We start from the raw sequence: 20201 nt of genomic DNA, 5'->3' as shown, positions 1-20201 counted from the left end.
ATGGTTATTCGAGCAAAAAAAAACCGGCAAAGCCGGTTTTTTTTATTAAGAAGTATTACTTCTTTTTAGCTACTTTTTTCTTCTTAGCTGGAGCTTTCTTCTTAGCTGGAGCTTTTTTTGTTACTTTTTTCTTAGCTGGAGCTTTTTTTGTTACTTTTTTCTTAGCTGGAGCTTTTTTCTTTACTGCAGCTTTCTTCTTTACTGCAGCTTTCTTCTTAGCTGGAGCTTTCTTCTTAACTGCAGCTTTCTTCTTAGCAGGAGCTTTTTTAGCTACTTTCTTTTTAGCAGCGGCAGCTGCACGTTTTTTAGCAGCAGCGGCTTTCTTTTTGTCTGCAGCAGCTTTTTTCTTGGCAGCGGCAGCTGCACGTTTTTTAGCAGCAGCAGCTTTCTTTTTGTCTGCAGCAGCTTTTCTTTTAGCGGCGGCAGCAGCTTTTTTCTTTTCCTTAGCAGCCCAATCTTTTTCAAACTTAGCAATTGCTTTTGCCATCGCAGCGTCTTTAGCAGCAACTGCTTTAGCTTTTGCAGCAACATCTTTAGCTTTTACAAAAGCTTTTGCAGAAGCTGTAGCGGCTTTCTTTGCTTTTGATGCTGCATCCTTAGCTTTCTTAGCTGCAGCTTTAGATGTTTTGGTAGGTTTTGCTTTAGCTTTAGCTGCAGTGTCTTTAGCTTTAGCTGCGGCTTTAGTTGCAGCAAGCTTATCTTTAGCTGCTGCAGCTTTTGTTTTTTTCAAAGCAGATTCAGCTGATTTCAAAGCTGCTGCTGAAGTTTGTTTAGTGGCCATGGTTATTTCCCCTGTCGTAATAATGTTTGGTTAAGTTTCAAACAAATTATACGAGAAGAATTTTAGAAAGTTAATAAAAAATTATGTTAAAGTTCGATTTATCAATGTTTTTTTAACTTTTTTAGAACTTTTTTTAATAAAAATGCAAAAAATAATTTTTTATACCACTTTTGGGTGCCATTTGTGTGAAACAGTTGAGCAGATGTTTTCTCAATTTTTTCACGAAAAAAATAATCAAATTAATTTTGAAATCGAAATTTTTGACATAATAGATGACGAAAAAATTATGTTTAAATACAAACAAAAAATTCCTGTTATAAAAAATAATTTTGATGGCAATATTTTAATTTGGCCATTTGATTATCAAGAATTCAAAAATTGGTTACCGCATTAAATTTTCTTACCAAACTAATTATTTCCCCATAACAAATAATTATCACTTATTATAGGCCTTCATTTTTGGCAGTCTCTACATGTGCTTGTTGCAGTTTGCCTCCCTTTGTTGTCATTTACTTGAAAGCAAATAGTCTATAGAAATTTGTTCCATGACTTGACATTTCACTGTGTTGAACGTATGTTTCAAACAGATGTTTGATATTTTTTAATTATAATGAACAAAAACGATACAACAAAAAGCAAAATTCTGGATGCAGCTGAGCAGTTATTTGCTGAAAGAGGCTTTGCAGAAACAAGTCTTCGAACTATTACTGCCCGCGCAAAGGTAAATTTGGCCAGTGTTAATTATCACTTTGGCTCTAAAAAATCTTTGATTCAGGACGTATTTGACCGGTTTTTATCCGAATATTCCTCAGTACTCAATGCCCAGCTAAATAGTTTGGAGTCAAACCAGAGTGATAGCTTGACCACAGAAACTTTGCTTAGAGCTTTAGTTTCACCGCTTTTAGCTCTTGAAAAGCAAAGGGAACAATCAATTTCCATTTTTATGCGGTTATTGGGGCGCGCTTATGCAGAAACTCAGGGGCATTTAAGGCGCCATGTTACGGATAAGTATGGCTATGTTTTAGTCCGTTTTACGCTGCTATTTCAGAATGCTTACCCAAATTTAAGTAATGACCAGATTTTCTGGCGACTGCACTACACTTTAGGCAGTTTGATTTTTACTCTAGCGGGTAGTGATGCTTTACGAGAAATAGCAGAAGCAGATTTTGATAGAAAAATGGCTATCGAGGAAGTCATTGACGAAATGATTCCTTTCTTAGCTGCTGGTATGAAAGCTTAACTGAAGTTGTTCATACCTAATTAATTAATTTTATATAGATTGAGGTAGAAATAAAATGACTGGATTATGGCAGTTATTGTTAATGGTTTTGGTTGCAGGCGTTTGTGCTTACAACCGCTGGCCTATGAAAAAAGTAATGCTAGCCAATTTAGCCGCATTAGCGGTTATTTGGTTTGCTAGCGATTTAGCTTGGGGTTTTTACACTTCAGCGATTGTGTACGGTGTTGTAGCTTTGTTTTATATGTTGCCAGATTTACGGATCGATTGGATTTCTCGCAAAGCTTATAGCTTTATGCAAAAAGTTCTACCTCCTATGAATGAAACTGAAAAAGTTGCTTTAGAAGCTGGCGATGTTTGGTGGGAAGGTGACTTATTCCAAGGTAATCCTGACTGGATTAAGATGTTAGAGATAGCCAAACCAACCCTAACAGATGAAGAGCAAGCCTTTGTCGATAATGAAACCGAAGAACTTTGTTCAATGTTAGACGATTGGGACATAGTACAAAAGCGTAAAGATTTGCCACCTGAAGTTTGGCAGTTTATTAAGGATAAAGGTTTCTTAGGTATGATCATCCCAAAGCAATTTGGGGGTAAAGGTTTTTCTGCTTTAGCTCATTCTTCAGTAGTTACTAAAATTGCAACCCGATCAGGTAGTGCGGCTGTGACGGTTATGGTTCCTAATTCACTCGGTCCTGCGGAATTGTTACTACATTATGGTACTGATGAACAAAAAGATTATTACCTGCCTCGTCTGGCAGAAGGTAAAGAAATCCCATGTTTTGCTTTAACTTCGCCGGTAGCTGGTTCTGACGCAGGCGCTATTCCTGATAAAGGTGTGGTATGCATGGGCAAGCACGAAGGTAAAGAAGTTTTAGGTATCAGCCTAACTTGGAACAAGCGTTATATCACTTTAGCACCAGTAGCAACCATTGTTGGTTTAGCCTTCAAACTTTATGATCCTGATGGTTTACTAGGGGGAAAAGAAGGCGATCAAGATAAAACGGATTACGGCATTACTTGCGCATTAATTCCACGAGATCATCCTGGTGTTGAAATTGGTCAAAGGCATATGCCGATGGGCCAAGCCTTTATGAATGGTACTACTACTGGCGAAAATGTATTTATTCCAATGGATATGTTGATCGGTGGACAAGAGTTCGCTGGTCAGGGTTGGAGAATGTTAATGGAATGTTTGGCTGCTGGCCGCTCAATTTCATTACCAGCAATGGGTACTGCGGTTTCTAAGCTTTCTTATCGTTTGACGGGTGCCTATGCCATGGTGCGCGAGCAATTTAAAACGCCTATTGCGCGTTTTGAAGGGGTTGAAGAGGCTATGGCTCGTATCGCAGGAATGACATACCGTATTGAAGCTATGCGTACTATGACTGCCGGGGCTGTGGACTTAGGTGTTAAACCATCTGTTGTTTCAGCGATCGCTAAATACCATATGACGGAAATTGGTCGACAAGTTCTCAATGATTCAATGGATATCCATGCAGGGCGTGCGATCATTATGGGTGAACGTAACTATTTGGCCAGTGGCTATATGAGTCAGCCGATTGGTATTACTGTAGAAGGCGCTAATATTCTAACGCGTAACTTGATGATCTTTGGTCAAGGTGCGGTGCGTTGTCACCCTTATGTGTTACGAGAGATGTTTGCGGCGCAAATGGAAGACAAAGAAGAAGGTGTGAAGCGTTTTGATAGCTTATTGTTCCGTCATATCGGTTATGGCGTGAGTAATTTTGCGCGAACTTTTGGTTTAGGTTTAACTGGCGGTTTACTGGCTAAAAAGCCAGTAGCAGGTCAAACTGGAAAATTATACCAACAGCTTACTCGCATGAGTTCTGTTTTAGCCCTGACTTCTGATGTTGCTATGGGCATGCTAGGTGGCGATTTAAAACGTAAAGAGCGGTTATCGGCTCGCTTGGCTGACGTCTTGAGTCATTTATATATGGCTTCTGCAGTATTGAAATACTATGAAGATAATCAACGTCCAATCGCTGATCTACCTTATGTTCAATGGAATATCGAAAGCAACTTAGAAAAAATTCAAGAAGCATTCTATGATTTCTACGCGAACTTCCCAGTTAAAGCCGTAGGTAAGATGTTACGCTTTGTAGCTTTCCCTTATGGCAAAAGTTATAAGAAACCTAGCGATAAGTTAGATCGTGAAATTGTTAAACCAATGTTGAGTCGTAATGAATTACGAGATCGTATTACTGATTTATCTTATGTTGGCAAAGAGGCTGATGATGTAACAGGTCGCGTGGAACAAGCTTTCTTTAAGGTATTAGCTGCAGATGAAGTTCGTCGTAAACTGCGTAAAGCAATGAAAGCAAAAGAACTAGATAAAGATGCTACTAATATGGAGCGTATTGAACAGGCTATTGAAAAGGGAATTATTAACGAAGACGAACGTCAAATGTTAGTGGATGCTGAAGAGGCTAGAATGGATGTGATTCAAGTGGATGATTATTCCCACGAAGAAATTGTTGACGGGTTCAAAGCTAAATCACAAGCTAAGCCCAAAAAGAAATCTAAAGCTGCATAATTGCTAACTGATTTAGATATTAAAGTTAAAAGCAGAGTCTAGACTCTGCTTTTTTTTGTCTGATGATTCCCTTTTTTGGTCAAACCTCTTAGCAAGTCTTATTCAAAACTGGAAATATTTGTTATCCTATAGTTATGAATAATCAACTGGTTGTTTATTGACCATTTGTCAGCAAATACACGATATTTGCGGCATTTTAATAGTTTTTGGAGACTTTGGTATGAGCCAAAAAGATAAATTGGTGATTTTTGATACAACTTTGCGCGATGGTGAGCAAAGCCCTGGCGCTTCCATGAATAAAGACGATAAATTAGAGATTGCTCGTCAGCTGGAAAAAATGAAAGTTGATGTTATCGAGGCGGGTTTTGCAATTGCTAGCCCAGGCGATTTTGAGGCGGTAAAACTAGTTGCTGATAACATTAAAGATAGCACTATTTGTTCTTTATCTCGCGCTATGGAAAAGGATATTCAAGCTGCAGGTGATGCTATTAAAGGCGCTAACTCTGGCCGCATTCATACCTTTATTGCGACTTCTCCTTTGCATATGAAGCATAAGTTACAAATGCCACCAGAGCAAGTTATTGAACAGGCAGTTAAATCTGTTAGTTTTGCTAGGAATTTATGTGAGGACGTTGAGTTTTCTTGCGAAGATGCAGGACGTTCTGATATTGATTTCATGTGCAAGATTGTCGAACAGGTGATAGATGCTGGAGCTAGAACGATCAATATCCCTGACACTGTGGGCTACAATATGCCCGATCAATATGCGAACACTATAAAACAATTAATAGAACGTATCCCAAATTCTGACAAAGCCATCTTCTCGGTTCATTGTCATAATGATTTAGGTTTAGCGGTAGCAAACTCTTTAGCTGCGGTTCAATCTGGCGCACGACAAGTTGAGTGTACTATTAATGGACTAGGTGAGCGCGCTGGCAATGCTTCTTTGGAAGAAATCGTGATGGCCGTTCGTACTCGTGGTGATTATTTTGATGTGGAAGCAGATATTGATACGCGCCATATAGTTCAAACGTCACAATTGGTCTCCAAAGTGACCAGCTTCCCAGTGCAGCCGAATAAAGCTATTGTTGGTGATAATGCTTTTGCCCATGAGTCAGGTATTCACCAAGATGGTGTTTTAAAGCACCGTGAAACCTATGAGATTATGCGCGCTGAAGATGTTGGCTGGGCAAATAATAAAATGGTGCTTGGTAAGCACTCTGGACGTAATGCTTTCAAAAGTCATTTGGCAGAGTTAGGTCATCAATTTAATAATAATGATGAGTTAAAAAATGCTTTTGTTGCTTTTAAAAAGTTAGCCGATGAAAAGCACGACATTCTTGATGATGACTTGTTGGCATTAGTTAAATAATTCTAGAACAGTGACAATTATCGAATGAGTTGGAATACCGCCTATCTTGACGCGCTAGGAATAGCACGCTGGGAGCTAAGAGATGAGCAGCCTCGTCACGAGCAAGCTGATGCTAAGATTGAGCAACCCGAAGCTAAAGAACAAATGGCATTCAAGTCTGCAGTTCAGGATGAGACAGCTATCAATGAAGCCGCTTCTAAAAAGAGCAGAAACGCAACTCTAGTTGAGTCTTCTGAGACTGGTGTAACAGGACAACATCAGAATGTTGGAATAAAAGCTTTAGTTAATCATCCTAATGCTAAATTCGCTGTTTTAGTGTCAGCTGAGGCTTCTAAAAAAGAATTACAAATGGCTTGGAAGCAACTTAAATTTGCATGGAAACAATGGCAAAACCAAGAGATACCTGCGAGTCTATTTCAATTGGACCCTAATTCCGACTATCAGTTATCGCAAATAGAAACACAACAGCTGATTCTCTTGGATACTACCGATACTTCTGATCAAGAACAAAAAATGCAAGCGCCACAATTATCTCACTTAGCAAAGGAAAAGAAGCTTTGGTGGAATCTGTTGCAAGAAGTCCAGCAAAGATCTCAACTGCTTTAAAATATACTTTTTCTATAAGATGATAAAAATAAGGCCGCTAGTTGATTCTAATTTAGAGCAAATCTTATCAATTGAAAACAATGCTGCGCCGTTTCCTTGGTCTAAAGAAGCTCATCAAGATGCAATTATTCAGCAGTACCCCAGTTTAGTTCTGACCCAAGCTGACATGATAGCTGGGTTTATTGTTTTTAATTACTACTTGGATGAATGCCATTTACTTAATCTCGTTATTGATCCCAGTTTTCAAAGTCAAGGTTATGGAAAGAAACTGGCTAATAAAATGATGGAACAAGCTAGAGAAAAAGGAATGAAAACTGTTATTTTGGAAGTTAGGGAGTCTAACAGCTCAGCTATAAAGCTATATGAGCGATTGGGCTTTAAACAAATAGGCACCCGTAAAAACTACTATCGAGGTAACTTAAAGCAAGATTTAGCTCGAGAAGATGCCATTGTGATGCAAAAACCATTATAATCCCGCCATCAAAGAAATACTGAAATAAGTTCAATGACTAAGCTTGTCGACAATATCCAAAATCGCCGCACCTTTGCGATTATTTCTCACCCAGATGCGGGTAAGACCACTATTACGGAAAAGGTTTTACTTTTTGGTAACCAAATCCAAGAAGCAGGTGTGGTGAAAGGGAGAGGCGGTAAACATGCCACTTCTGATTGGATGGAGCTTGAGAAGCAAAGAGGGATTTCGGTAACTACATCGGTAATGCAGTTCCCTTACGGTGGTAGAACGGTAAATTTATTGGATACCCCAGGTCACGAAGATTTCTCAGAAGATACTTATCGAACATTAACGGCAGTGGATTCGGCTTTAATGGTCATCGATGCCGCCAAAGGTGTTGAGGCAAGAACCATTAAGCTGATGGAGGTTTGCCGCTTAAGAACAACGCCAATCATTACTTTTATGAACAAAATGGATCGAGATATTCGTGATCCGATTGAAGTTCTTGATGAAGTTGAAGATGTTTTAAAGATTAAGTGTTCGCCGGTGACTTGGCCAATTGGTATGGGTAAGCAGTTTAAGGGTGTTTATCATATTCTTGAAGATAAGATTTATTTATATCAATCTGGACAAGGCCACACCATTCAAGAAGAAAGAATTATTGAAGGCTTGAATAACCCTGATTTAGATGAAGCGGTTGGGCCTTTAGCTGATGATTTGCGTGAAGAGCTGGAGTTGGTGCAGGGTGCGAGTCATGAATTTGATTTGCAAGAATTTTTAGAAGGTAAATTATCACCAGTCTATTTTGGTACCGCTCTAGGCAATTTTGGCGTAGATCATATGCTTGATGGCTTAGTTGAGTGGGCACCAAGCCCCCAATCTCGTGAATCGGAAAATCGCGAAGTGGTGGCAACAGAAGAAAAATTTTCTGCTTTTGTGTTTAAGATCCAAGCTAATATGGATCCACAACATCGCGACCGAATTGCTTTTGCCAGAATTTGTAGTGGCAAATATGAAAAAGGCATGAAGATGCGTCATGTTCGTATCGGTAAAAATATCGCTGTTAATAATGCCTTAACTTTCCTAGCCGGAGATCGTGAGCATTTAGATGAGGCGTACGCCGGTGATATTATTGGCTTGCATAACCATGGCACTATTCAAATTGGTGATACTTTTACCGAAGGTGAAGTTTTAAAGTTTAAAGGTATCCCTAATTTCGCTCCAGAACTGTTTCGTAGAGTACGTTTGAAAGACCCAATGAAAAATAAAGCTTTACTAAAAGGGTTGGTGCAGCTCTCAGAAGAAGGCGCTACTCAGGTTTTTAAACCACAAGAGTCTAATGACTTGGTTTTAGGCGCCGTTGGTGTGTTACAGTTTGATGTGGTTGCACACAGGTTAAAAAACGAATATAAAGTAGAGTGTATATACGATCAGGTTAGTGTTGCCACCGCTCGTTGGGTTGAATGTGAAGATGAAAAGCAGTTTGAAGAGTTCAAACGCAAAAACTCGCAAAACCTTGCTTTAGATGGTGGTGATAATTGGACTTATCTTGCTCCATCCATGGTCAATCTTAATCTAGCTATCGAGCGTTGGCCTGAGGTGAGGTTCTTCGAAACTCGAGAACATTAAAGGAATAGTAAGCCATAAGGGAGTCTTGATGTTTTTTAATAAAAAGAAACCAGCAAAAAAAGCCGAAATTCAATTGTTTGATAGTATCACTCATTTGGATGACTCTGTATTTGATACAGAGCGTGATACCTTGATTGATAGGTTGCCTAAGGTGGGTATTGACGGGGTTTTAATTGCTGGAATTACTCAAGATAAGTGGCGTTTTATTCGTCAATTGGCGGCGCTAAAGAAAAATGTCTATTCAGCTATTGGCCTACATCCTAGTTTTTTAGCGCAACATTCAAAAAAGAATTTACATGACCTCGAGCTCGCCGTTGGGGTAAAGCCTTTATGGGCTATTGGTGAAATCGGCTTGGATTATTACGAGTCCAACGTTAACCGTAAAGCGCAGATCGATTTATTCAGTGCTCAAATCCAAATTGCCAAAGCAGCTAAACTACCGATTATTTTGCATGTGCGTAAAGCGCATGAAGATGTTCTGATTTACTTAAAAGCTTTAAACTTTCAAGAGGGAGGAATAGTGCACGCCTTTAATGGAAGTTTACAACAAGGTATGCGTTATATTGAAATGGGCTTTAAACTGAGTTTTGGTGGCGCTATGACCTACCCGAACGCAGTAAGGCTTCGCAAATTGGCTGAAGAATTACCCTTAGATTCTATCGTTTTGGAAACTAATTCCCCGGATATGAAGCCTTATAACAGTAAAAAGGCTTATAACACTCCTCTGCAATTATTTGATGTTTATAACGAGTTCTGCAAAATCCGCCCGGAAAGCTCTTCGGACATTGCCAGAATTACTTGTCAAAATTCAAAAACAGCCTTAAGAATCAACTAGTTATTATCTTTTTGCGTGATCTTAATCACGGTATTCTGTACGAAAAATAAACTATAGTGGCGGTGGGACTTATTCCGCCATTTCTGTTGGCGTTTAACATTCCAGCATTTTTTGCGGATTAAGTTAAGAAAACAAAAACAGAGGAATAAAAATGGACACAAAAAATAAGTATCCACCTTTTCATATAGCATTAGTAACAGCCTTAATCATTTCCGCAACTGGTATAGATTCTCCAGTCTATGCCGCAGAAGATCCAGAGTCAGAAACTATAGTCGTAACAGGCTCTAGGATCCGGCAGGCTGAAGCTGAGGGAGTCAACCCAGTAACTACCTTAAGTCGCGAAGATTTAGAGCGAGCTGGCTTAAAAACGGTTGGCGATATTCTTATGCAGCTACCGGCAGCTGGTTCAGCGCTTAACTCACGATTTAACAGTAGCGGTAACTTCGGCTTTCCACCCGATGGTGGTGGTATCGGTGCTGGAGCTGCGCAAGTAGCCTTGAGGCATTTAAATCCAAAACGTACCTTGGTATTAGTTGATGGGATTCGATGGGTAAATGGTTCATCCGCCAGTGGTGTTGAGAATTCGGTAGATTTGAATACCATACCTGTCAGTATGATTGAAAAGATTGAAATCTTGGAAGATGGTGCTTCTTCTATATATGGCTCCGACGCTATTGCCGGCGTGGTTAATATTATTACTCGTAACGACTTCGACGGTTTTGAAGTCAACCTTTACGGCGGTACTTTTGATGAAAAAGATGGTGAGGTTGAACAAATCGATTTATCTTTTGGCGCAGAAGGCGACAGACATAGAGTCTTCTTTAATTTAAGCCATTACGATCAGAAAGCTGTCAGTTCGGCAGATAGAACCTTAGCTGCTTTCCCAACCCCAAACACAGGGTTAACTCGTGGAAGCTCGGGAACACCACAGGGGCGCTTTTTATTCTTAGGCGCCGACAATGATGGCGATGGTAATCCTGATGTAGTGAATGTGACCATTAACGACGGGGTCACCGGCATTCCATTTTTTGATCCGACTAACCCTGGCGGACCTGGCGATGATTTCCATCCCTTTACCAATAATGATCGTTTTAATTTTTCCACTTTTAACTTGTATGTAACGCCTAGTAAAAGAACTTCAATCTTTACGCAAGCGGAATACGACATTACTGACACTACCGTTTTTTATACCAAAGCTTTGCACAATAATCGTAAGTCAGTAAATCAGGCGGCGCCAGAGCCAATTTTCATAGGTCCTGAAGCCGGTACTGGGGGCTTAGGCGATTTAGTTACAGTAGATGTGACTAATCCATTTAACCCTTTTGGCGTGACTTTGGATGCAAGTAACTTTATTTTTATTGGTCGACGCCCGTTAGAAGGGGGGCCACGAGTTTTTAGGCAAGACGTAGATACTCAATATATAGGCACTGGGTTTAGAGGCGAATTTGATGCCAATCAGCAAACTTATTATTGGGATATTAATTATACATATGGTAGAAGCCGTGCAGATCAAATTAAAACCGGTGGTTATAACATCCGTAATATCTTGAATGCTTTGGGGCCTTTAGCGGATTGTCAAGCAATTGCTGGTTGTGTACCTTTGAACTTATTTGGTGGTCAAGGTGATGGTTCTGGGACTATTACGCAAGACATGCTCGACTACATTCAGTTTACGCAAAAAGATGTGAGTGAAAATGTTATTGAAACATTCTCTGCAAATATTTCTGGAGATATCACAGAATTGCCTGCAGGGCCTTTATCTTTTGCGGCGGGTTTTGAACGCCGTGATTATCGAGGATTTTTTGAGCCCGATGCTGTAGTTCAAGCTGGTGATAGTAATGGCATCCCAGCTAATCCAACTAGTGGTGGTTATGACGTAGATGAACTCTATGCAGAGTTTAAAGTGCCGCTTCTATCCGGGGCAGCAGCGGCTGAAGACTTAAGTCTAACATTAGCGGCTCGAAATTCCGATTACAGTACATTTGGCTCTGACACAACCACTAAGTTTGGTTTGCTATGGCGTATTAATGAACAATTCCTTTTTAGAGCTTCGGTTTCAGAGGGCTTTAGAGCGCCAGGTATCAGTGAGCTTTTTGCCACAAGAGCTCGATTTGATGAAACCCTAACCGATAGATGTAGTAATTACGTTGGAACTGCATTTGAGGCACGCTGCAACGCTTTAGGCGTTCCTACTACTTATACTCAAAGTGGTGGTCAAATTTCAGTCTTTACTGGTGGTAATCCAAATCTTGATGAAGAAAAATCAGATAGTCGGAATATTGGGTTTGTGTATAGCCCTGCTTGGGTAGAGTCACTGTCTTGGGCAGACACTCTGGACTTTGCTGTGACTTATTATAAGCATGAAATTGAAGATGCAGTTGAGCCAGATGATGCACAAAGACTTATTGACGCATGTATTATTGATTTAGATGATTCAGCTTGTGCTGCTATAAGCCGAACTGCTGGCGGCACTATTAATGGCATTGATAACCAGCTGGTGAATATTGGTAATGTCGATACTTCAGGTTATGACATTAGAACTAATTATCTAAGCCCTGATTATTCATGGGGAAGATTAAGCGCTAATTGGTCAACCACTTTAGTGAATGAATTTCTCAAAGATGGAGAGGAAAGAGCTGGGGTTGAAATTAATAACACTGGTATTCCAGAGCTAAAGTCTACATTAAGCCTAGGCTGGCAAAGAGACAATTGGCGTTTGGGATGGAATGTTCGTTTTATTGATCAGTTAACTGAATCTTGCAGTGATTTTCTGGATGGTTCGCCTGCCAGTTTAACTGCCTTGGGTTTATGTTCTGATCCTGATACCGTTAACAATAGTAATTCGAGAAATAAGCTAGGTTCGACTACTTATCATGATTTGCGTTTTGATTATATTCCTGACTCCGATATTGATATGGAGTTATCTGTGGGTGCGAATAATGTTTTTAGAAAACAGCCACCAACTTGTTACAGTTGTTCTTTAAATGGTTATGATCCAAGTGTTTACGATCCTGAGGGAACATTTTTTTACGTTTCTACCAAGATAAAATTCTAATTAAACCTAAAATAAAAAGTGGGGCTTTTGCCCCATTTTTTTATGATGGAAAAAAATGAGCATTTAGTTTAATCTGTGCAAGACTTAATGAAAAAAATAAAGGGAACCATGCTTTCAAATTTTCAAATATTGGATGCGCTTAAAAAAGAGAGCTGGATAACTGCAGAACAGTTCCAAGCAGCAAGAGTAAAGGTGCGTCAGGCAAGTGCCGAACTTTCTCCTATAGAGCAAGTTGCTGAACTAATGCTCACTAGACTTGATGATGCAAGGCAGATCTTAGATGAAGAATTGGTGACTAAGTTTGTAGCAAAGCTTCTTAATATTAAATATTTGAAAGTTGATCCGTTAAAAATAGATGTTGATACAGTTACCCAAGTGATGTCGCTTGCTTATGCTGAGCGTCACCAAATTTTAGCGATAGAAGTAAAATCAGAATTTATTGTCGTTGCGGTCATGGATCCGACAGATTTAAATTGGATACAAGGTTTAGAGCAAACGAATCGTAAAAAAGTCATTCCTGTTTTAGCCAATCCAGCATCGGTTAAACGTTATCAAAAAGAGTTTTATAATTTATCAGCTTCCATTAAAGGCGCTAATAAAACAAAAATGCAGGCAGATAATACTGTTGGTAACTTAGAACAGTTAATTGAATTAAAAGGTTCGGAAGAAGCTGATGCTAATGATCAACATGTTGTGCAAATTGTTGATTGGTTACTGCAATATGCCTTCAAGCAAAGAGCTAGTGATATTCATATAGAACCTAGAAGAGAGGTGGGCAAGGTTCGTTTTAGAATTGATGGTGTTTTACATGATGTGTATCAACTGCCAATCTCTATTACTCATGCAGTAGTGTCCCGTTTTAAAATTTTAGGTCGAATGGATTTAGCAGAACGTCGCAAACCGTTAGATGGCCGTGTCAAAACCAAAAATCCTGATGGAATGGAAATCGAACTTAGATTGTCGACGTTACCAACAGCATTTGGTGAAAAATTTGTTGGTCGTATTTTTGATCCAACAGTACTTAGTCGAGATTTTTCGCAACTAGGTTTAGAACCTGAAACCGAAAAGTTATGGCGCGAACTGATTTCATATCCAACAGGGATCGTATTACTTACTGGGCCTACTGGTTCTGGTAAAACAACTACTTTGTATACCTCTTTAGATTTATTAGCTACGCCAGAAGTTAATATCTGTACCATCGAAGACCCAATTGAGATGGTGGATCCAAAACTTAATCAAATGCAGGTTCATCATGATATTAATTTGGACTTTGCATCTGGTGTCCGAGCTCTACTTCGCCAAGATCCTGATATTATCATGATTGGTGAAATACGAGATCAAGAAACGGCCCATATGGCAGTCCAAGCTGCGTTAACAGGTCATTTGGTCGTGTCCACTTTGCACACCAATGATGCTCCGTCAGCGATCACTCGTTTAATGGAGATTGGTGTAGAACCTTATCTATTAAATGCTACCATGCTTGGTGTGATGGCTCAGCGATTAGTACGAACCTTATGCGAAAGGTGTAAAGAGCCCTCTAGCCTTGAGCAGGATGCTTGGCTTTCTTTAGTGGGATCAGTTAATAAAGTGCCGAAACCTGAATTGATATACCATCCAGTGGGTTGTGATTACTGTCGCAATACTGGCTATCAAGGACGTCAAGGTATTTATGAGTTGCTTGAAGTGACGGATGAGCTGAAAGGTATGATTCATGAAAACACAGATTTACGAGAAGTGCGTAAACAAAACGTTAAAGATGGCATGAATTTACTTCGTATCAGTGGTGCTTATAAAGTGGCTCAAGGTTTGACTACGATTGAGGAAGTATTAAGGGTAGCGCCTAAAGCGAGTCTGTAGCTTGGTTGGTGATCACAAGATTTCCATCAACTAATACTATTTGATAATTTTCAAATGTGAGGTCATCATTTGCTCGATGACTAATTTCTAAATTGAAACCTTGCTCGTTGCATTGAACATTTTCCACTAGCCATTGTTGGTTAAGAGAAGCATCGATGGTTTGTGACTTATTTAATGCCAGTTGATGATAAAAAGTATCTTCGCTGACAGGCGTTATCGTTAGTTTATTCGTATGTTTCTCGCAGCTAATTTCAGTCACTTCGTCGTACTTTATAAACTTGGAGGTTCCATCGGTATTAAAAAGTTGTACTAAGACTGCATAGTACTGGCGGATATTCCGAACATAACGCACTGGCTCATTACCACGGGCATAACCAAATCGGGTTTTCGAATACCATTTTTTTTGTCGTAATAAGGGCAAGAAATCTTGCAGTACTTGCCATTTATCTGGGTTAGCTCCTTGTCCTTCAGCCAAACGTCTGGCGTCTTCTAAATGTCCAAAACCAACGTTATAACCGGCAAGGGCAAACCAGTTACGATCTGGAGCAGTTATTCGCTCTGGGATTTTACGGAGCATTAATCTGAAATAATCGGCACCACCAAAAATGCTTTGTTTGGCATCTAAGCGATTTTCAATACCCATTTGTTTTGCAGTATTTATGGTTAACATCATAAGACCACGAACACCGGTTGGAGAGAGAGCATCAGCTTTCCAATGAGATTCTTGATAGCCCATAGCAGCAAGGAAACGCCAATCTAAATCATTACCCGCAGCTTCTAAGAAATAACCTTTCAGCTCAGGTAAGCGCGACTGGATGGCTCGATGAAACTCACGGCTATCGACATAATCAAACTTCTTTAAATGACCATAATAACGTTCAATTAAATAATCCAAAGTTCCATTACCACGAATATGTGCAAAAAAATCAATGCTTGCAGCATAGAGACTATCGTCGTCAGTTTTCGCTAAAGCCCATGCTAAATACTGTGTATCAGAAACATTAAAAGCAACAGCCAATTCCGGTTCAATTTGCCGAGCCAAATCTAAATCATTGGAATCGGCAATAGTATATTTAATATCGCCATTAATAACCTGAGCTAATAAATCTTGACTGCTTAGTGTTGAGGATACTTCCCAATTAAGTTCGTTATAAGTTTTTTTGTTTTTCTGAAGAAGACTTGAATGAGAAGAGTTGGCCATAACCACTAGACCATCTTCAATTTGCTCAAAATCACGAGGACGTTTCTCACCTTGTTTATAAACCAACTTACTGGTGATCTCTTGATAGTAAGGCGCAAAGCGAAGTCTTTTTTGCCTTTCAGGTGTAATGGTTAAACCCGCAGCGATTAAATCAGCTTTACCCTGTTCTAAATCTTGGATCATCTGTCCAAGGTTATTTTCTGTAACGATTTGAACATCAATGTCTAAAAAATCAGCGAACTGTTTTACCAATTCGTATTCAAAACCTGTAAAGCCGCCGTCACCAACGTACATTGAGGTGGGTGCTATGCGGGTATAAACCTTGATATACCCTCTATCTTTAATGTCTTGCAGCTGGCTTATTTGAGCTTTTTGTTCGCATGCGCTTAACAAAAGTAGTGCAAAAGACAAGACGCCAGCAACAAGGATTCTTGATACAGGTTTTTGATTAGAACTCAAAGAGGGATAAAGCATCAGCATCTACTGATAATTCAATAACTTAAAAAGACTTTAGCCACATTATGCTTTGAAATGATTAAAATGTACAAATTTACCATTAATTTGTGAATTATCAGCTTGCAGGACTTATCAAAAACTCTGTTTTAGAGTAAAATTTGCGCTCCTTGTCACAGCTACGCTATGACCCTGTAATCACGCTATCGGTAGAGAATTGTATGCTCATTTTACGCGGTAACCCTGCTTATTCTGATTTCCAAAAATCCCGTCTTTTAAAAGAAACTCAAGCCATAGAACCTCGAGTGGCAGAAATTTATGGCGAGTATGTTCATTATGTGCATACCAATTCAGAATTAACCGAAGGTGAACTATCGGTTTTAGAGCGATTGTTAGAGTATGGACCAAGCCGTCCTGCTAGCGAACATAATGGCCGTCGTATGATTGTTGTACCTCGTCCAGGAACTATTTCTCCTTGGTCGTCTAAGGCGACAGATATTGCGCAAAATTGTGGCTTAGACAAAATTGAGAGAGTTGAACGCGGAGTTGCCGTTTATTTTATCAATCCTGAAGGTGAGCAAATTAAAGATGAAGTGGTTGAGCGTTTAAAGCCACTAGTTCATGACCGGATGACTCAATCGGTTTTAGATGAGCACAATGAAGCCAAAGTATTATTTGTACAAGAAGATCCTAAAAAGCTTGCTCATGTGGATATTTTAGCTGGCGGTCGTGCAGCCTTGGTTAAAGCCAATACCGATATTGGGTTAGCTTTAGCGGAAGACGAAATTGATTACTTAGTGGAAAGTTTCACTAACTTAGGGCGCAACCCGAGTGACGTAGAACTCATGATGTTTGCTCAAGCAAACTCTGAACATTGCCGTCACAAAATCTTTAATGCTTCTTGGACCATTGATGGCGAAGATAAAAATTTATCATTATTTAAGATGATTAAGAACACTTACGCTAACAATTCAGAAGGCGTCTTATCGGCATATAAAGATAATGCTGCTGTATTTGAAGGCTTCAATGCACACCGCTTTTTTGCTCAGCCAGAAACTAATGAATACCAATATCATTTAGAGCCTGTGCACGTTTTAATAAAAGTTGAAACTCACAACCATCCAACTTGTATTTCTCCTTATCCTGGCGCATCCACTGGATCAGGTGGTGAAATTCGTGATGAAGGAGCTACTGGTATTGGTGGCAAACCCAAAGTGGGCTTAACAGGTTTCAGCGTTTCTAATTTGCGTATTCCTGGTTACGAGCAACCTTGGGAAACGGATTATGGCAAGCCCGCTCGTATTGTCACAGCTTTAGATATTATGCTGGAAGGCCCTATTGGCGGTGCCAGCTTTAACAATGAGTTTGGACGACCAGCCGTTAATGGTTACTTCAGAACCTTTGAAGAAAAGTTTGAATTTGACTTTGGTTTTGAAAAACGCGAAGAAGTTCGTGGTTACCATAAACCTATAATGATTGCAGGCGGCATGGGTAATATTCGTGAGCAGCATGTAGAGAAGAAAGAAATAAAGCCAGGTTACAAGGTTATCGTACTAGGTGGTCCTGCCATGTTAATCGGCCTTGGTGGCGGTGCAGCATCTTCAATGACCTCAGGAACTAGCCAAGAAGATCTAGATTTCGCATCCGTGCAGCGCGACAATCCTGAAATGGAACGCCGTTGCCAAGAAGTTATTGATCGCTGTTGGGCGCTTGATGATCAAAATCCCATCGAATTTATTCATGATGTAGGTGCTGGCGGTTTGTCCAATGCAATCCCTGAATTAGTACATGATGGCGAACGTGGTGGAAAGTTTGAATTACGTCGTGTGCCAAATGCAGAAAAAGGGATGGCACCTGTAGAGATTTGGTGTAACGAAGCGCAAGAGCGCTATGTGATGGCGGTAGATCCTGCAAACCTTGAAAAATTTAAAGCAATTTGTGAGCGTGAGCGTTGTCCTTTTGCGGTAGTGGGTGAAGCAACAGAAGAGTTACATTTGAGCTTGAGTGATGAGCATTTTAATAATGAGCCAGTTGATTTACCGATGGATGTTTTATTCGGTAAACCACCTAAAATGCACCGCACAGCAGAAACCTTAAAAGCGCCTTCAACAGAGTTACCGCAAGTTGCAGATATTAATGAAGCCGTGGATCGTGTTCTAGCATTACCGGCGGTTGCAGATAAAACTTTCTTGATAACCATTGGTGATAGAACAGTTGGCGGTATGGTTTCCCGCGATCAAATGGTAGGCCCTTGGCAAGTGCCGGTAGCAGATTGTGCTGTGACTACCTCTACTCATAATAGTTATACCGGCGAAGCGATGGCAATGGGCGAGCGAACTCCTGCTGCGCTATTGGATTCAGCTGCAGCAGCAAAGATGGCGGTTGCAGAGTCACTAACCAATATTGCTAGCGCAAAGATTGATGACATTAAGAAAATTCGCTTGTCCGCTAACTGGATGGCTCCTGCGGGTGCACCAGGAGAGGATGTGAATCTTTATAATGCGGTTGAAGCAGTGGGTATGGATTTATGTCCTAAACTTGGCATAACTATTCCAGTGGGCAAAGATTCTATGTCCATGAAAACCGTTTGGGAAGAAAATGGCGAACAAAAATCCGTAACAGCTCCAAGCTCTTTAATCATTACGGCTTTTGCCCCAGTGACTGATGTGCGTAAATCTTTAACACCTGAGTTGAAATCTAACCAAGGTCAAACAGAATTATTATTATTGGATTTAGGTCGCGGTAAAAACCGTCTAGGCGCGACGGCATTTACTCAAGTTTATAAATTGTTGGGTAAAACACCAGCGAACGTTGATTCAGCAGATGACTTACGGAATTTCTTTAATGCCGTGCAAAGCTTAAATCAGCAAGCCTTAGCCTATGCTTACCATGATCGCTCAGATGGCGGCTTATTAGCGACTTTAGTGGAAATGGGTTTTGCTGGTAACTGTGGTATCAGTGCTGATTTATCTGAATTAAATGGTTCGGCCGAAGAGTTATTATTTAACGAAGAGTTAGGCGCTGTTATTCAAGTGGCTGCAGCAAAACGCCAACAAGTTGAAGCAATTCTAGCAGAACATCATGTTTCTGAGTTTGCTCATTTTATTGGCGAACCGGCAGAAACAAAAACACTTAGCATTACTAAAGATGGGCAAGATATTCTTTCCCGTGATATGAAAGGTTTGCGTGAGATTTGGTCTAAGATGACTTTTGAAATGCAAAAGCTGCGTGATAATCCTAAATGTGCTGAAGAAGAGTTTGCTGCAAAGTTAGATTTAGATAACCCAGGTTTATCGGTTAATTTAACCTTTGATCAAAACGACAATATTGCAGCGCCCATGATCAATTCTGGGGTACGTCCGCGCGTTGCTATTATGCGCGAACAAGGTGTTAACAGTCAGCTTGAAATGGCGGCGGCTTTCACTAAAGCAGGTTTTGAAGCCATTGATGTTCACATGAGTGATATTCTTTCGGGTCGAACTTCGCTGAATGACTTTATCGGCGCTGTGGCTTGTGGTGGCTTCTCATATGGCGACGTCCTTGGAGCTGGTGAAGGTTGGGCTAAATCGATTTTATTCAATAACCGAGCTCGCGACGAATTCGAAGCATTCTTTAAGCGCAATGATACTTTCAGCTTAGGGATCTGTAACGGTTGCCAGATGATGTCAAACCTTAAAGAGTTGATTCCTGGAACAGAGCATTGGCCGCATTTCGTGCGCAACCAATCGGCACAGTTTGAAGCTCGTGTGGCTATGTTAGAGGTGGCTAAATCACCGTCATTGTTTATGACTGGCATGGAAGGTTCGCGTTTACCTATCGCAGTTTCTCATGGCGAAGGTCGCGCTGAATTTAAATCTACTGACGCTGCCGCTAAAACCAATGACTCAGGATTAGTTACCGCCAGGTTTATCAATAATTATGGTGATATCGCAGATACTTATCCAGCCAATCCAAATGGCTCGTTGCATGGCATCACCGGCTTAACCTCTGCAGATGGTCGTGCGACTATTATGATGCCGCATCCCGAGCGTGTCGCGAGAGCGGTGCAAAACTCTTGGCGACCTGAAGAGTGGAGCGAAGATGGTGGTTGGCAGCGTATGTTCTATAACGCTAGAAAGTTCGTAAACTAATACTAAAGCCATGCAATCGCATGGCTTTTTACTA

12 protein-coding genes and 1 pseudogene are annotated in these 20201 nt (G+C 40.3%); 11 read left to right on the top strand and 2 right to left on the bottom strand.

Going from position 1 to position 20201, the window contains the following annotated elements; genetic code table 11:
• Nucleotides 1–55 precede the first annotated feature (55 nt).
• On the bottom strand, nt 56–781 hold the full coding sequence (locus tag GJS41_RS09810) for a hypothetical protein (RefSeq protein WP_154247194.1): 726 nt from the start codon (nt 779–781) through the stop codon (nt 56–58).
• Between the two features lie 142 nt (nt 782–923).
• On the opposite strand from GJS41_RS09810, the gene GJS41_RS09805 reads away from it, so the two are divergent.
• From GJS41_RS09805 to GJS41_RS09760, 10 genes and pseudogenes are all read left to right on the top strand, one after another.
• Nucleotides 924–1175 carry a glutaredoxin family protein gene (locus GJS41_RS09805; protein WP_154247193.1) on the top strand — a complete coding sequence of 84 codons (252 nt, stop codon included), beginning with the start codon at nt 924–926 and terminating at the stop codon, nt 1173–1175.
• A 216-nt stretch (nt 1176–1391) separates the two neighbouring features.
• A complete protein-coding gene (locus tag GJS41_RS09800; protein WP_154247192.1) occupies nt 1392–2021 on the top strand; it encodes a TetR/AcrR family transcriptional regulator in 630 nt (209 codons plus the stop codon).
• 55 nt (nt 2022–2076) lie between these two features.
• Entirely contained in the window at nt 2077–4575 is a 2499-nt protein-coding gene (locus GJS41_RS09795; protein WP_154247191.1) for an acyl-CoA dehydrogenase, read from the top strand.
• 220 nt (nt 4576–4795) lie between these two features.
• A pseudogene (locus GJS41_RS09790) lies at nt 4796–5941 on the top strand (2-isopropylmalate synthase); the annotation flags it as partial.
• 30 nt (nt 5942–5971) lie between these two features.
• Complete coding sequence (locus GJS41_RS09785; RefSeq protein ID WP_154247189.1) at nt 5972–6553, top strand: hypothetical protein; 582 nt, start codon at nt 5972–5974, stop codon at nt 6551–6553.
• Between the two features lie 19 nt (nt 6554–6572).
• Nucleotides 6573–7025, top strand: coding sequence for a ribosomal protein S18-alanine N-acetyltransferase (gene rimI / locus GJS41_RS09780; RefSeq protein ID WP_154247188.1), 453 nt, complete (start codon nt 6573–6575; stop codon nt 7023–7025).
• 33 nt (nt 7026–7058) lie between these two features.
• Nucleotides 7059–8636, top strand: a complete 1578-nt coding sequence (gene prfC, locus GJS41_RS09775; RefSeq protein WP_154247187.1) for a peptide chain release factor 3 — start codon at nt 7059–7061, stop codon at nt 8634–8636.
• A gap of 28 nt (nt 8637–8664) precedes the next feature.
• Complete coding sequence (locus GJS41_RS09770) at nt 8665–9471, top strand: TatD family hydrolase (RefSeq protein ID WP_154247186.1); 807 nt, start codon at nt 8665–8667, stop codon at nt 9469–9471.
• A 151-nt stretch (nt 9472–9622) separates the two neighbouring features.
• Entirely contained in the window at nt 9623–12526 is a 2904-nt protein-coding gene (locus GJS41_RS09765; RefSeq protein ID WP_154247185.1) for a TonB-dependent siderophore receptor, read from the top strand.
• 87 nt (nt 12527–12613) lie between these two features.
• Nucleotides 12614–14383 (top strand): GspE/PulE family protein, encoded by a 1770-nt coding sequence (locus GJS41_RS09760; RefSeq protein ID WP_154247184.1) that lies wholly within the window; start codon nt 12614–12616, stop codon nt 14381–14383.
• Here GJS41_RS09760 and mltF read toward each other — a convergent pair.
• A complete protein-coding gene (gene mltF, locus GJS41_RS09755; RefSeq protein ID WP_154247183.1) occupies nt 14367–16058 on the bottom strand; it encodes a membrane-bound lytic murein transglycosylase MltF in 1692 nt (563 codons plus the stop codon). The genes GJS41_RS09760 and mltF overlap by 17 nt on opposite strands.
• 200 nt (nt 16059–16258) lie before the next feature.
• Here mltF and purL point away from each other — a divergent pair, with 200 nt between their 5' ends.
• Nucleotides 16259–20167: a phosphoribosylformylglycinamidine synthase gene (purL, locus tag GJS41_RS09750; RefSeq protein ID WP_154247182.1), complete on the top strand. Its 3909-nt coding sequence runs from the start codon at nt 16259–16261 to the stop codon at nt 20165–20167.
• Nucleotides 20168–20201: the final 34 nt, after the last annotated feature.

This window comes from Kangiella sp. HZ709, from assembly GCF_009674675.1.
Taxonomy (GTDB): Bacteria; Pseudomonadota; Gammaproteobacteria; order Enterobacterales; family Kangiellaceae; genus Kangiella.
Note: the sequence above shows the minus strand (reverse complement) of the source record. Positions and strands in the feature narration are given on the sequence as shown.

Bases quoted from the DNA above. Each gene is read 5' to 3' on its own strand.
- GJS41_RS09810 (WP_154247194.1), bottom strand. From the start codon at position 781: ATGGCCACTAAACAAACTTCAGCAGCAGCTTTGAAATCAGCTGAATCT.
- GJS41_RS09800 (WP_154247192.1), top strand. From the start codon at position 1,392: ATGAACAAAAACGATACAACAAAAAGCAAAATTCTGGATGCAGCTGAG.
- purL (WP_154247182.1), top strand. From the start codon at position 16,259: ATGCTCATTTTACGCGGTAACCCTGCTTATTCTGATTTCCAAAAATCC.
- GJS41_RS09805 (WP_154247193.1), top strand. From the start codon at position 924: ATGCAAAAAATAATTTTTTATACCACTTTTGGGTGCCATTTGTGTGAA.
- GJS41_RS09785 (WP_154247189.1), top strand. From the start codon at position 5,972: ATGAGTTGGAATACCGCCTATCTTGACGCGCTAGGAATAGCACGCTGG.
- GJS41_RS09770 (WP_154247186.1), top strand. From the start codon at position 8,665: ATGTTTTTTAATAAAAAGAAACCAGCAAAAAAAGCCGAAATTCAATTG.
- rimI (WP_154247188.1), top strand. From the start codon at position 6,573: ATGATAAAAATAAGGCCGCTAGTTGATTCTAATTTAGAGCAAATCTTA.
- prfC (WP_154247187.1), top strand. From the start codon at position 7,059: ATGACTAAGCTTGTCGACAATATCCAAAATCGCCGCACCTTTGCGATT.
- mltF (WP_154247183.1), bottom strand. From the start codon at position 16,058: ATGCTTTATCCCTCTTTGAGTTCTAATCAAAAACCTGTATCAAGAATC.
- GJS41_RS09760 (WP_154247184.1), top strand. From the start codon at position 12,614: ATGAAAAAAATAAAGGGAACCATGCTTTCAAATTTTCAAATATTGGAT.
- GJS41_RS09765 (WP_154247185.1), top strand. From the start codon at position 9,623: ATGGACACAAAAAATAAGTATCCACCTTTTCATATAGCATTAGTAACA.
- GJS41_RS09795 (WP_154247191.1), top strand. From the start codon at position 2,077: ATGACTGGATTATGGCAGTTATTGTTAATGGTTTTGGTTGCAGGCGTT.